Origin of the sequence: Micromonospora haikouensis, from assembly GCF_900091595.1 — a bacterium.
Lineage (GTDB): Bacteria > Actinomycetota > Actinomycetes > Mycobacteriales > Micromonosporaceae > Micromonospora > Micromonospora haikouensis.
Genome location: NZ_FMCW01000026.1, coordinates 85,962 through 99,377, shown reverse-complemented (window position 1 = coordinate 99,377; position 13,416 = coordinate 85,962). Strand labels below are relative to the sequence as shown.

The following is a 13,416-nucleotide window of genomic DNA, read 5'->3' as shown; positions in this document are numbered from 1 at the left end:
AAGGATGCCGACGGTCAGCGGGCGGCGGGGCCCTCCCGGACCACGGCGACGCCCCCGGCGGGCACCTCCACGGCGGTGTCGACGAGCGCGCCGGTGAGCAGCTCCACGCCGGCGGCCGGCACCCGGTGCGCCCGGCCGGTGTGGTTGAGCAGGAACAGCCAGCTCACCGCCGCACCCCGGCGGCGCACCGCCTCCACCCCGGCCGGCGCGGCGGGGCAGGTCGGCGCCGCGCCGGCCGCGAGGGCCGCGTCGGTCAGCAGCCGCCGGTACGTCTCGTCGTCGGGTCGCGTGGAGACGTACCAGGCGGTGCCGGCGCCGTGGCGGTGGCGGGTCACCGCCGGCTGCCCGGCGAGCACCCCGGCGGCGTACGCCCGGACGACCTCCGCCCCGGCGAGCCCGACGCTCTCGGCCCAGATCCGCCCGACGCCGCCCCCGCCCAGGGGAATCTCGTCGCCGTCGGCGAGCGGGTGGAACTCCTCCACCCGGACGCCGAGCACGTCGCGGAACGCGCCGGGGTAGCCGCCGGCGCGCACCCGGGCGTGCTCGTCGGCGACGCCGCTGAGCCAGGTCACCACGAGGTTGCCGCCGCCGGCGACGTAGGCGCGGGCCCACGCGGCGGCGTCGTCGCAGGCGAGGTAGAGCGCCGGGAGCACCAGCAGCGCGTACCCGTCGACGGGGTCGCCGGGCAGCACCACGTCGCAGCCGAAGCCGGCCCGCCACAGCGCCCGGTGCGCCGCCGCGACCTCCTCGTGGTGGTTGACGCGCTGCGAGGGCAGGCCGGGGTGCTGCAGGGCCCACCCGCTGGCGGCGTCCCAGCCGATCGCCACGGACGCCTCGACCCCCGCGCCGTCGGTCTCGGCGATCCGGTCCAGGATCGCGCCCAGCTCCACCGTCTCGCGGAAGACCCGGCTGTCGGGGCCGGCGTGCGGCACGAGCGCGGAGTGGAAGCGTTCCGCCCCGCCGACGGGGGCGCGCCACTGGAAGTACATCGCGCCGCGCGAGCCCCGGGCGACGTGGGCCAGGCTGTGCCGGGCCATCCGGCCGGGCTCCTTGGTGTGCATCCGTCCGGCCGTGTAGATCAGGTTCGGGGCGCTCTCCATGAGCAGCCACGCGCCGCCGTCGGCGGCGTCGCCGGGCACCGGCCGCCGTCCGTCGCCGTCGGCGCGAGCCCGGTGGGCGGGGGCGTCCGCCGTCGGGTCGGCGGCGGCCCGGGCGCGCGCGCCGTGGCGGGCCCAGCCCCGGGCCAGGTCCGCGGCGAGGGCCGTCTGCTCCTCGGCTGCCCCGTCGACGGCCGACGGGTAGTGGTCGACGGCCACCAGGTCGACCTCGGCGGCCCAGCGGGCGTGGTCGACGGGCACCCAGTCGCCGAGGACGTAGTTGGTGGTGACGGGCACCGCCGGGTTCGCCGCCCGCAGCAGGTCCCGCTGCTCGGCGTACGCGGCGAGCAGGGTGTCGGACCAGAACCGGCGGAAGTCGAGCAGCTGGCCGGGGTTGGCCAGGTACTGCGTCGCCCGGGGGGTGCTGATCTGCGCCCAGTCGGAGTAGTGCTGGCTCCAGAAGCTGGTGGTCCAGGCGTCGTTGAGGGCGTCCAGGCTGCCGTGCCGCCCGGCCAGCCACGCCCGGAACGCCACCGCCGCGTGCTCGCAGTGGCAGACGGTGCCGTACTCGTTGTGCACGTGCCACAGCGCCACCGCCGGGTGGTGCGCGTAGCGGTCGGCGAGGACCCCGGCGATCCGCCGGGCGGCGGCCCGGTACGCCGGTGCGGCGGCGCAGTAGGTGTCCCGGCTGCCGTGGTGCAGCCGTACCCCGTCGGCGGTCACCGGCAGCGCGCCCGGGTGGGCCAGGGAGAACCAGGGCGGCGGCGACGCGGTCGGGGTGGCCAGGGCCGCGCCGACGCCGTTGTCGGCGAGCAGGTCCAGCACCCGGTCGAGCCAGCCGAAGTCGTACCGGCCGGGCGCGGGTTCGAGGCGGGACCAGGCGAACACGCCGACGGTGACGAGGTTGACCCGCGCCCGGCGCATCAGGGCCACATCCTCGGCCCAGACCCCCTCGGGCCACTGCTCGGGGTTCCAGTCGCCGCCGAAGCGGAGCCGGGCCTCGTCCCACATGCCGCACCGTCCGTTCGTCGAGGTGGTGGTGTCCGCGTACGCCGGCCGGCGTCCCGCGCGGAGTCGGCTCCGCGCGGGACGCCGGGGTGTCAGCCCTTCACCGCGCCGGTGATGACGCCCTTGGTGAAGTGCCGCTGCACGAACGGGTAGACGATGATCGCCGGGACGACGGTCACCACCACCACGGCCATCTTCACCGCCAGCGTCGGCGGGTACGCGGTGATCCCGGGCAGGCTGACCGCGGCGCCGGAGACGTTCGGCGACTGGCCCGCCAGGATGTAGCTCTGCAGCACCCGCTGGATGGGGAACTTGTCGTTGTCGTCGATGTAGAGCACCGAGTTGAAGTAGGCGTTCCAGTAGCCGACGGCGTAGAACAGGCCGACCACCGCGATCACCGCCTTCGACAGCGGCAGCATGATCCGGGTGAGGATGCGGAACTCGCCCGCCCCGTCGATGCGGGCGCTGTCGAGCAGCTCACCGGGCACGCCCATGAAGAACGCCCGGATGACCACGAGGTTGAACACGCTGATCGCGCTGGGCAGGATCAGCGACCAGATGCTGTCCTTGAGCCCCAGCCCGGTGACCACGAGATAGCTGGGCACCAGCCCCGGGAAGATCAGGAAGGTCAGCAGGAAGAAGAACAGCAGGCCCCGGTGCCCCACCGAGCCCGGCCGGGACAGCCCGTACGCGGCCAGCACGGTGAGCACCAGGCTCACCGTCGTGCCGAGGACGGTGACCAGGGTGCTGATCCAGACGGCCCGGGTGATCTGCCCGCCGTTGAAGATCGTGATGTACGCCGACGGGTCGAACTCCCGGGGCACCATCACCATGCCGCCGGCCGCGTCGATCGTCTCCCGGGAGGCGAGGCTGGTCACCAGCACCGCCCACAGGGGCACGAGCACCGCCGCCACGAGCAGGACGAGCACGACGCCCTTGCCGAACAGGCCGACCGGCGAGGGCGGCTCCTCCCACGGGGGCCGCGGGCTGCCGCGCCGCCGCCTCGGCTTGCCGGCCGTCGTGGGGGCGGCCGGCACCGGTGAAATGCCACTGAGCTGCGCTGTCATGACTTGGAGTACACCCCCTGCTCGCCGAGCCGGTGCGCGAGCTTGTTGGCCGCGAGGATGAGGATCAGGCCCACCACCGCCTTGAACAGCCCGGCCGCCGCGCCCAGGCCCCACTGCTGGGTGGCGATGGCCTGGTAGTAGACGAAGGTGTCGAGGACCTCGGCGGCGTCGCGGCCGACCGCCTCCCGTTGCAGGATGAACTGCTCGAAGCCGACCGACAGCGCGTCGCCGAGCCGCATGATGAGCAGCAGCACGATCACGGGCCGCAGCCCGGGCAGCGTGATGTGCCACATGCGCCGCCACCGCCCGGCGCCGTCGGCCGCCGCCGCCTCGTACAGGTTGGGGTCGATCGCGGCGAGCGCGGCCAGGAAGACGATCGCGCCCCAGCCGATGTCCTTCCACACCGACTCGGCCGTGACCAGCACGATGAACGTGTCCGGGTTGGTCATGATGTTCCACGGCTGCATCCCGGCCTCGCGCATCTCCTGGGCGAGCAGTCCGGCCCCGCCGAGCATCTGCACGAAGAACGTGACCACCAGCACCCAGCTGAAGAAGTGCGGCAGGTAGACGACGCTCTGCACGAAGCCGCGCACCCGCCCGGAGACCAGGCTGTTGAGCAGGATCGCCAGCAGGATCGGCAGCGGGAAGAAGAACACCAGCTGGAACGCGGTGATGGTGAGGGTGTTGCGCACCGCGTCCCAGAACAGGGGGTCGGCGAAGAGCGCCTCGAAGTTGCCGAAGCCGATCCACTCGCTGTAGAGGAACGCCTCCACCGGGTCGTCGCCGACGAAGGGGTTGTAGTCCTGGAAGGCGATGACGTTGCCGAGGGTCGGCAGGTAGTGGAAGACCAGCAGCAGCGCGGCGGCCGGCGCGGTCATCGCCAGCAGCGGCCAGTCCCGGCGCAGCCGCGCGCCCAGGCTGGCCCGGTGCCGGCGCCGGCCGGTGCCCCGGGGCTTGCGGGTCGGCGGCGGGGCCTGCCCGGCCGCCGCCGGCGCGTCCACCGCGCCGGCGGTGCCCGGGCCGCTCATCGGCCGTTGTCGGCGAGCGCCTTCTCGTGGAAGGCGCGCCCCTCTTCGCCGCCGGAGGCCATGAACTCCTTCGTCACCTGGTCGAGGTCGCTGACGGGGCGGCGGCCGCGCAGGATGTCGCGGATCTTGTCGTCGGTCGGCTGGATGATCTTCGACCAGTTGGCGGGCAGCTCCAGCTTGATCCCGGCGAACAGGTCCTTCTCCAGCAGGGCGACGTTCTTCTTCAGGTAGTCCAGGTACTGCTGGACGTAGTCCGGGGTGTCGCCACTCTTGACCTTCACCGCGACCCGGCAGAAGTTGTACTGGCCGCCCAGCTCCTTGCGGCCCAGCTCGGTCGGGATCGGGCTGCCGTCGGCCGCGCGGGTGAAGTGCTTGCCCTCCACGCCGTACTCGCGCAGCTCGAACTCGCGGCTGCCGAACGGCGCGGCGCACCAGTTGAGCACCCGCAGGATCTCGTCGACCCGGTCGGCGCCGAGGCCCTTCTTGACGAACGTGAAGAAGATCGGCTTCTCGCTGCCCCAGATGACCGGCTGGGCGCCGGCCGCGCCGAACACGGGCAGCGGCTGCATGTTGAAGCTCGCCAGCACCTTGGACTGCTCGCCCTGCAGGCCCTGCCACGCGCCGAGCCCGTCCTGGAACATCAGGATCTTGCCGGCCTTGAACAGCTGCTTCTCGTCGGCGCCCTTGCTGGCCACCGTGTCGGGGTGGACCAGCCCCTCCTTGAACAGCTTCGCCGTGAACTCCAGGGCCGCCTTGTAGGCGGGGTTCTCGAACTTGTGCTCCAGGCCGCCGCCGGGCTTCTTGCGCCAGGTCTGCTGGCAGCCGTAGAACTGCTGGACCATGTCGAAGACGGTGCCGAAGGCCCACACGCCCTTGGCCGGGTCGGTCGCCTTCTTGGCCAGCTCGTAGAGCTCCTCGGGCGAGGTCGGCGCGGCCAGGCCGGCCTTGTCGAACAGGTCCTTGCGGTGGAACAGGGCCCACGCGAAGGGGCCGTCGGTGGGGTACGGCACGGCGGCCAGCCGCCCGCCCCAGACGGAGTACTCCCAGGACCCGGTGGGCAGCGCGGCCAGGTACGGGTACTTCGCGGCGGCGTCGCCCTTGAGGTGGTCGGTGAGGTCCTCGAAGAGCGCCTTGACCGCGTCGGAGAACCGGGCGACCTTGTCGACCTCCCAGTTGGGCGCCATGAGCAGGTCGGGCACGTCGCGGGCGCCGAGCATGGCGTTGAGCTTGTCGGCGAACGTGGTGCCGTCCTGGAGGCTGGGGTTGATCTCGACGCCCAGCTTGGTGTTGATCGCGGCGAGGTAGGAGTTGCTGCCCAGCGTCGGCGGGGTCGGCCCCCACCAGGGGCTCATGGTGCGGATCGCCGCGCCGCCCTTGCCGGGCTGTTCGGTGACCGCGTCGACGAGGTCCTTGGGGTAGCTGAGGTAGCCGTCCGGGATCGGCCCCTCCCCCGGGATGTCCGGCTTGAGGACCTCGGCCGGCTTGTGGTTGGGCAGGACGGCCCGGACCGCGTCGGCCTGGGTGGCGCTGCCCTTGCTTCCGGCCTCCTTGCTGCAGCCGGCGAGGGTGGCGCCACCCATCGTCGCGGCGGCGCCGAGACCGGCGAGACGCAGCAGGGTCCGGCGATCGGTGGATACGCCTGGCAGGGACGGCTTCACGGCGTTCCCTTCATCTGACACGCGGGGCTTGCGGAGCACGCGCGCCCGGCTAGGATTAGTTGGGTTACTAGCCGAATAAACTAATCGACGGTGATCCGACCCACAAGGGAGCGGCGACCGCGAGGCGACGTGCCGCGCGCGGTGGTCCGCTGGGGTGCCGCGGTGCGCGATGATGGACGCGCGGACCGACCGGGGATCGCGCACCGGCAGCGCAGGGAGCGGGCACATCTTGATCAGCATGCAGAACGACCCGCAGCCGACGGACCTCGGCGACGTGCGGGTCGCCAACCGGGCCGTGGTGCTGCGGCACGTCCGGGTGCACGCCCCCTGCTCCCGGGCCGACATCGCGGCCCGCACCGGGCTCAACAAGGCCACCGTCTCCAGCCTCGTCGGCGAGCTGATCGAGCGCCGGCTGGTGCGCGAGACCGGGCTGACCGAGAACCGGATCGGCCGCCCCGCCACCATGCTCGTCCTCGACGGCGAGCCGTACGCCGCCCTCGGCCTCCAGGTCGGCGCCGACGAGCTCGCGGCGGTGGCGGTCGACATCGGCGGCAACCGGCTGCTCACCTGGCGGCGTGCCTTCGCCGCGCCGGCCGCGACCCCGGCCGAGACGGTCCGCGCCCTCGCCGCGCTGGCCCGTCGGGCCACCGCCCGCGTCACCGGCGAGGGGCGGGCCGTGCTCGGCCTGACCGTCGGGGTGCCGGGCCTGGTCGACGCGGCCGGCTGCGTGCCCCTGTCCCCCGCGCTCGGCTGGCGCGACGTGCCCCTCGCCGACCAGTTGCGCGCCGCGCTGCGCGACCCGGACTTCACCGTCGCCGTGGACAACGAGGCCAACCTCGCCGCCCTGGCCGAGCAGCGGCACGGCGCCCAGGCCGGGGCCACCGACCTGGTCCACCTCACCGGCGGCGCGGGGATCGGCGCCGGGGCGATCGTCGACGGCCGGCTGCTGCGCGGCAACCGGGGCTTCGCCGGCGAGATCGGGCACCTGTGCCTCGACCCGACCGGCCCCGCCTGCGCCTGCGGGCGCTCCGGCTGCCTGGAGGCGCTGGTCGGCCTGCCCGCCGTGGTGCGTCGGCTGCTGCCCGACACCGCCGAGGACGGTCCCGTCACCGACTTCCTGCCCGAGCTCGACCGGCTGAAGGCCCTGGCCGGGCAGGACGACCCGACCGTACGCACCGGACTGGCCGAGACCGGCCGCCACCTCGGCCACGCGGTCGCCGTGCTGGCCGACCTGCTCAACCCCGAGGCGGTGCTGGTCGGAGGCCATCTCGCGACGCTGGGGCCGTGGCTGCTGCCGGCGGCCCGGGCCGAGCTGGCCGCCCGCACGCTCGCCCCGGAGGCCGGCGGGTGCCGGCTGGAGGCGTCCACACTGGGGGGCACCGCCGCCGCGCTCGGCGGCGCCACCGCCGCCCTGGCCACCGTCGAGAGTGGCCGCCTGCCCGCCCGCTGACGCCGGAACCCGTCACCGTCAGGCCTTGACCACATCGGCCCGGTGGTGCCAACCTCGGAGCAGCCGTCCCGTCCGGGCAGACGAGGCGGCCTGGTTCCTCGTCGGTTGTCGAAGCGCTTCACCGCGTCCGGGTCGACACCCGCACACCACCACCCCGCGATGCCACCCGTCACGACGGTCGTCGAAGCGCTTCGACCTGCCGCCCGGGCATCGCTAGCCCATGGAAGGTAACCGATCCACCATGACCGACAGCACCGGCCGGACGCCCGGCCCGTCCCCCGCCGCCCGCGTCGACGACCTGCTGGCCCGCCTCACCCTCACCGAGAAGATCGGGCTGCTGCACCAGTGGCAGGCCCCGGTCGACCGGCTCGGGCTGCCGCCGTTCCGCACCGGCACCGAGGCGCTGCACGGGGTGGCCTGGCTCGGCACGGCCACGGTCTTCCCGCAGGTGATCGGGCTGGCCAGCAGCTGGAACGCCGAGCTGGTGCGGTCGGTGGGCGCCGCCGTCGGCGCCGAGGTGCGCGCCAAGCACCACGCCGACCCCGAACGGGTCGGGCTGAACGTGTGGGCGCCGGTGGTCAACCCGCTGCGTGACCCCCGCTGGGGGCGCAACGAGGAGGGCTGGTCCGAGGACCCGTGGCTCACCGGGCACCTCGCCACCGCGTACGCCCGGGGGCTGCGCGGCGACCACCCCGACCGGCTGCGGACCGCGCCGACGCTCAAGCACTTCCTGGGCTACAACAACGAGACCGACCGCGCCACCACCTCCAGCGACCTGCCGCCACGGGTGCTGCACGAGTACGAGCTGCCGGCGTTCCGGGCGCCCCTGGCCGCCGGGGCGGCGGTTGCCGTGATGGCCTCGTACAACCTGGTCAACGGCGTTCCGGCGCACCTGAGCCCGCTGATCGAGGGCGAGCTGCGCCCGATGGCCCCCGACGAGATCATGGTCGTCGGCGACGCCGGGGCGGCCACCAACATCGCCGGGGTGCAGGGCCGGGAGCCCGACCACGTCCACGGCTTCGCCGCCGCCCTGCGCGCCGGCATCGACAACTTCACCGAGGACGACACGAACAGCGCCCTGACCACCGGCCGGATCGCCGAGGCGCTGGAGCGGGGCCTGATCACCACCGCCCACGTGGACCGGGCGGTCCGGCGGATCCTCGGCGTCCGGCTGCGCCTCGGCGACCTCGACCCGGCGCACGAGGACCCGTGGGCCGGGGTGGCACCCGACGTCGTCGACTGCCCCGCGCACCGGGAACTGGCCCGCGAGGCCGCCCGGCAGTGCGTCGTGCTGCTGCGCAACGACGGCCTGCTGCCGCTGACCGCGCGCCCGGGGCTGCGGGTCGCCGTGCTCGGCCCGCTCGCCGACGCGGTGCACACCGACTGGTACAGCGGCACGTTGCCGTACGCGGTCAGCACCCTCGACGCCCTGGCCGCGCGGGTCGGCACCGTCACCAGCCACAGCGGTGCCGACCGGATCGCGCTGCGCGCCGGGGACCGGTACGTGCGCTGCGCGACCGACGCCGACGGTGGCCCGCTCACCCTCGACGCCACCGCCGCCACCGAGGCGACCTGGTTCGACGTGTTCGACTGGGGCGGGGACGCGGTGGCGCTGCGCGCCGTCGCCAACGGCCGGCACGTCGGGGGCGACGACGACGCCGGCCTGGTCAACGACCGCACCGGGCCCGGCGGGTGGATCGTCCGGGAGACCTTCCGGTTCCGGCCCGGCCCCGACGGCACGGTGCTGCTGCACCACCTCGCCACCGGCCGGTACGTCGCCGTCGGCCCCGACGGGCGGCTGCGCGCCGACGCCGCCGAGCCGGGTGCGGGCACCCCGTTCGCCGTGGAGCTGGTCGCCGACGGCGCCGTCGAGGCGGCCGCCCTGGCAGCCGACGCCGACGTGGTGGTGGTGGCCCTCGGCAACCACCCGATGGTCAACGGGCGGGAGACCGAGGACCGGGTGGACCTGGCGCTGCCGGCCGGGCAGGAGGCGCTGCTGCGCGCCGCGTACGCCGCCAACCCCCGCACCGTCCTCGCGCTGACCAGCAGCTACCCGTACGCGATCGGGTGGGCCGACGCCCACCTGCCGGCGGTGCTGTGGTCGGCGCACGGCGGCCAGGAGCACGGCGCGGCGCTGGCCGCGGTGCTGTTCGGCGACGCCGAGCCGGGCGGCCGGCTCACCCAGACCTGGTACGCCGACGCCGCCGAGCTGCCCGACCTGCTCGACTACGACATCATCGACGCCGACGCCACCTACCTCTACCACCGGGGCGACCCCCTGTACCCGCTCGGCCACGGGCTCGGCTACACCCGCTTCGACTACGCTGACCTGCGACTCAGCGCGGCGTCGGTGGCCGCCGACGGGGAGGTCGAGGTGCGCGTCGAGGTCACCAACAGCGGTGACCGACCGGGGGAGGACGTCGTGCAGCTCTACACCCGGCAGCGGCGCTCCCGGGTCAAGCAGCCCCTGCGCCAGCTGCGGGGCTTCGCGCGGGTCGCCCTCGCCCCCGGCGAGCGCCGGGTGGTCCGGCTGCGGCTGCGCGCCGCCGACCTGGGCTGGTGGGACGAGACCCGGGGCGCCCGGGTCGTGGAGGACGCCGCGCACACCGTGCTGGTCGGCCGGTCCGCCACCGACATCCGGCTCGTCGGCACGCTCCGCGTCCGGGCGGCGTCCGCCGCCGACGCCCCGGCGCGGGAGGCCACGGGTGCCGGCCGGTCCCGGTGACCACGGCCCGCGCCTGCCCACGGCGGCGCGGCCGGCGAAGTCACCCGACCTGGTCACCATCTCCGACGTCGCCCGGCACGCCGGGGTCGCCGTCAGCACCGTGTCGTACGTGCTCAGCGGCAAGCGGGCGATCTCCGAGGTGACCCGCAACCGGGTGCTGGCCAGCATCCGGATGCTTGGCTACCACCCGAACGCCGGCGCACGCGCCCTGGCCAGCCGGCGGGCCAACGTCGTCGCGCTGGTGCTGCCGCTGCGCTCCGGGATGCAGGTGCCGGTGGTGATGCAGTTCGCGATGGCGGTGGTGACCACCGCCCGCACCGTCGAGCACGACGTGCTGCTGGTCACCTCGGACGAGGGGCCGGCGGGGCTGCGTCGCATCGCGGCCAGCGCCATGGTGGACGGTCTGCTGCTGATGGACGTGGAGATGCACGACTCGCGGGTGCCGCTGCTGCGGGAGCTGGGGCGGCCCAGCGTGCTGATCGGCTTCCCGGCCGACCCCACCGGCCTGACCTGCGTCGACCTGGACTTCCACCGGGCCGGCGCGGTCTGCGTCGAGCACCTGGCCGGGTTGGGCCACCGGCGGATCGCCCTGCTCGGCGCCCCGGCCGCCGTCTACGACCGGGGCACCGGCTTCGCGCACCGCACCCGCAACGGCATCCTCGACGCCGCCGCGCGGCTCGGCGTCGACACCGTGGTCCGGCCCTGCGAGGAGGGCACGGCGGCCGTACGCCGGGAGCTGGTGGAGCTGTTCGAGCGGTGGCCGGACATGTCGGGGCTGATCGTGCAGAACGAGTCGGCCGTCGGGCCCGTGCTGGCGACGCTGCCCACCCTCGGCCGGCGCGTGCCGGAAGACGTGTCGGTGGTCGGCATCTGCCCCGACCAGTTCGCCGAGCAGGCCAGTCCCCGGCTCACGTCGGTGCCCCTGCCGGCCGAGGAGGTCGGCCAGCAGGCGGTGTCGCTGCTCATGCGCAAGGTGCACGGCGAGCCGGTGCCCGACGCGACGCTGCTCGAACCCCGGTTGACGATCCGGGACAGCACGGCCGCCGCGCCCCGCTGACCGCACCGCCGCCCGCTGCCCACCCCGCCCTTCCCCAGAGAGGATCGTCGATGACGGCTGCCCTGCCCGCGTCCGCCCACGGGATCTGGGACGACGCCCCCGCCGCCGGCTGGGAGGACGCCTTCCTGTCCGGCAACGGCGAGTACGGAATCATGGTGCTCGGTGCTCCCCATGCCGAGCGGGTCGTCGTCAACCACCACCGGTTCGTGCTGCCCAACGGCACCCACGACGCCCGGCCGCCCCGGCTGGCCCACCTGCTGCCCCGGGTCCGCGAGCTGGCGCTCGCCGGCCGGCGGGCGGAGGCGAGCCGGCTGCTCGGCGGCGGCCGGGAGCTGCGCTGGACCCAGTCGTTCCACCCGGGCTTCGCGCTGACGATCGACGCGGCGGGGCCGGGCGGAGCGGCGGGGCCGGGCGCGGCGGCGCTGCCGGCCGGGTATCGGCGGAGCACCGACTTCCGCACCGGGGAGGTCGTCGTGGAGTGGGCCGGCGGCGAGCGGCGCGGCTTCGTCTCCCGCGCCGACGGCCTGGTGGTGCTGCGGCTGGAGGCGGGCGACTGCGTGGTGGGGCTCACCGGCGACCTGCCCGGCCGCCCGGCGGACGTCCGCTACGAGACCGCGGCGTACCAGCGCGGCCAGGACGTCTTCCTGCGCATCCGCGGCCACTACCCGCCGGTGGGCGGCGCGTACGGCTTCGAGGGCCTGGCCCTGCTCACCGGCGACGTGCGGGTGCTCGGCGACCGGGTGGCGGTGCGCGGGCCGGCGCTGCTCACCATGGTGCTCGACCGGCCCGGCACGCCGCCGTGGCGCACCGCCGAGCTGGAGGAGACGCTGCGCGTCCGCTCCCCCGCCGGGTACGCCGACCTCCTCGCCCGGCACGCCGCCCGGCACTCCCCCGCCTACGACCGGGCGAGCCTGGACCTGGCCGTGCCGGCCGCCGAGCGGGAGCTGCCCGTCGGCGAGCTGCTCGCCCGGCAGGCCGCCGACCCGCAGCGGCCCTACCCGGCGCTGGTGGAGCGGCTGTTTCACGCGGGGCGGTACCTGCTGCTCAGTGCCAGCGGCGTCCTGCCGCCCCGGCTGACCGGGCTGTGGCTCGGCTCGTGGGACGCGGCCTGGGCGGGCGACTTCACCACTGACGCCAACCTCAACCTGCAACTGGCGGGGGCCAACATCGGGGCCCTGCCCGAGGTGAGCGAGGCGTACGCGCGGCTGATCGGGTCGCAGGTCGACGACTGGCGGCGCAACGCCGAGGCGATCTACGGCGCGCGGGGCCTGCTCGCGCCCAGCCGCACCGACGGGGAGCACGGGCACCTGTTCCACATGCACGACGACTGGCCGTTCGCCGCGTGGCTCCCCGGCGCGGACTGGCTGCTCTTCCCCCTGTACGAGCACCACCTGGTGACCGGGGAGCCGCTCGGCGAGCTGGCCGGCTGGCTGACGGAGGCCGCCGAGTTCTTCGCCGACGTGCTCACCGTCTCCGCCGCCGACGGCACGGTGGTCGTGGTGCCGTCGTACTCGGCCGAGACCGGCCCGCTGGACGACGACGGCCGGCCGGTGCACCTGGCGGTCAACGCCACGATGGACATCGCCGCCGCCCGGCACGCCCTGGCCACCGCCGACGCCGTCACCGGCACCGACCGGTGGGCGGCACTGCGGGGGCGGCTGCCCGCGTACCGGGTCGACGAGCGCGGCGCGCTGGCGGAGTGGGCCTGGCCGGGCTACCGCAGCGACGAGGACCACCGGCACGTCAGCCACCTCTACCCCGTGTGGCCGTTGGACGAGATCAACCCGGACGACACCCCCGAGCTGGCCGCCGCCGCGCGCCGCGCGCTGCTCCTGCGCGGCGACGAGAACCTCTCCGCTCACGGCAGTCTGCACCGGGCGCTCGTCGCGACACGCCTGCGCGACGGCGCGCTGGCCGGAAAGAACGTGGCCAAGATCCTGGGCAACGACATGTTCTTCCGGTCGCTGATGAGCGCGCACAACCCCGGCCGGGAGACCTACAACGCCGACGCCGCACACGCCCTGCCCGGCGTGTTGATCGAGTCGCTGGTGCACTCCCGGCCCGGCCACGTACGGCTGCTCCCGGCCCCGCTGCCCGGCCTGGACCGGGGGGTGCTGCGCGGGGCGACCTGCCGGGGCCGGGTCACCGTCGAGGAGCTGGCCTGGGACGCCTCGTCGGTGCGGGCGCGGCTGCGCTCCCCCGTCGGCCAACGACTCACGGTGTCCAGCCCGTACGGGGACGTGGCGGTCGAGCTGCGCGCCGGCCGACCGGTGGAGCTGGTCTTCGGTTTCCGCACCGACGGCAGGTAACGCAACGCGGTTGCGCC

The 13,416-nt window shown here is 74.8% G+C and carries 8 protein-coding genes; 4 read left to right on the top strand and 4 right to left on the bottom strand.

The genetic code is table 11. The features are described from left to right. Positions 1 to 14: 14 nt before the first annotated feature. The 4 genes from GA0070558_RS24370 to GA0070558_RS24355 all read right to left on the bottom strand — a co-directional run bounded on the left by GA0070558_RS24370 (position 15) and on the right by GA0070558_RS24355 (position 5,858). Entirely contained in the window at positions 15 to 2,108 is a 2,094-nt protein-coding gene (locus GA0070558_RS24370; RefSeq protein ID WP_091283930.1) for a beta-galactosidase, read from the bottom strand. A gap of 89 nt (positions 2,109 to 2,197) precedes the next feature. After that, positions 2,198 to 3,172 carry a carbohydrate ABC transporter permease gene (locus GA0070558_RS24365; RefSeq protein ID WP_256092105.1) on the bottom strand — a complete coding sequence of 325 codons (975 nt, stop codon included), beginning with the start codon at positions 3,170 to 3,172 and terminating at the stop codon, positions 2,198 to 2,200. Next, positions 3,169 to 4,200 carry an ABC transporter permease gene (locus tag GA0070558_RS24360; protein WP_091283926.1) on the bottom strand — a complete coding sequence of 344 codons (1,032 nt, stop codon included), beginning with the start codon at positions 4,198 to 4,200 and terminating at the stop codon, positions 3,169 to 3,171. Before GA0070558_RS24360 ends, GA0070558_RS24365 begins: the two co-directional genes overlap by 4 nt. After that, positions 4,197 to 5,858, bottom strand: coding sequence for an extracellular solute-binding protein (locus GA0070558_RS24355; RefSeq protein ID WP_091283924.1), 1,662 nt, complete (start codon positions 5,856 to 5,858; stop codon positions 4,197 to 4,199). The genes GA0070558_RS24360 and GA0070558_RS24355 overlap by 4 nt, the downstream gene beginning before the upstream one ends. Before the next feature lie 238 nt (positions 5,859 to 6,096). On the opposite strand from GA0070558_RS24355, the gene GA0070558_RS24350 reads away from it, so the two are divergent. From GA0070558_RS24350 to GA0070558_RS24335, 4 genes are all read left to right on the top strand, one after another. Further along, positions 6,097 to 7,308 (top strand): ROK family transcriptional regulator, encoded by a 1,212-nt coding sequence (locus GA0070558_RS24350; RefSeq protein WP_256092109.1) that lies wholly within the window; start codon positions 6,097 to 6,099, stop codon positions 7,306 to 7,308. Between the two features lie 241 nt (positions 7,309 to 7,549). Further along, on the top strand, positions 7,550 to 10,033 hold the full coding sequence (locus GA0070558_RS24345; RefSeq protein WP_091283922.1) for a glycoside hydrolase family 3 C-terminal domain-containing protein: 2,484 nt from the start codon (positions 7,550 to 7,552) through the stop codon (positions 10,031 to 10,033). 49 nt (positions 10,034 to 10,082) lie between these two features. Then, positions 10,083 to 11,090: a LacI family DNA-binding transcriptional regulator gene (locus GA0070558_RS24340; RefSeq protein WP_091283969.1), complete on the top strand. Its 1,008-nt coding sequence runs from the start codon at positions 10,083 to 10,085 to the stop codon at positions 11,088 to 11,090. 50 nt (positions 11,091 to 11,140) lie between these two features. Next, on the top strand, positions 11,141 to 13,399 hold the full coding sequence (locus tag GA0070558_RS24335) for a glycosyl hydrolase family 95 catalytic domain-containing protein (RefSeq protein ID WP_091283921.1): 2,259 nt from the start codon (positions 11,141 to 11,143) through the stop codon (positions 13,397 to 13,399). Positions 13,400 to 13,416: the final 17 nt, after the last annotated feature.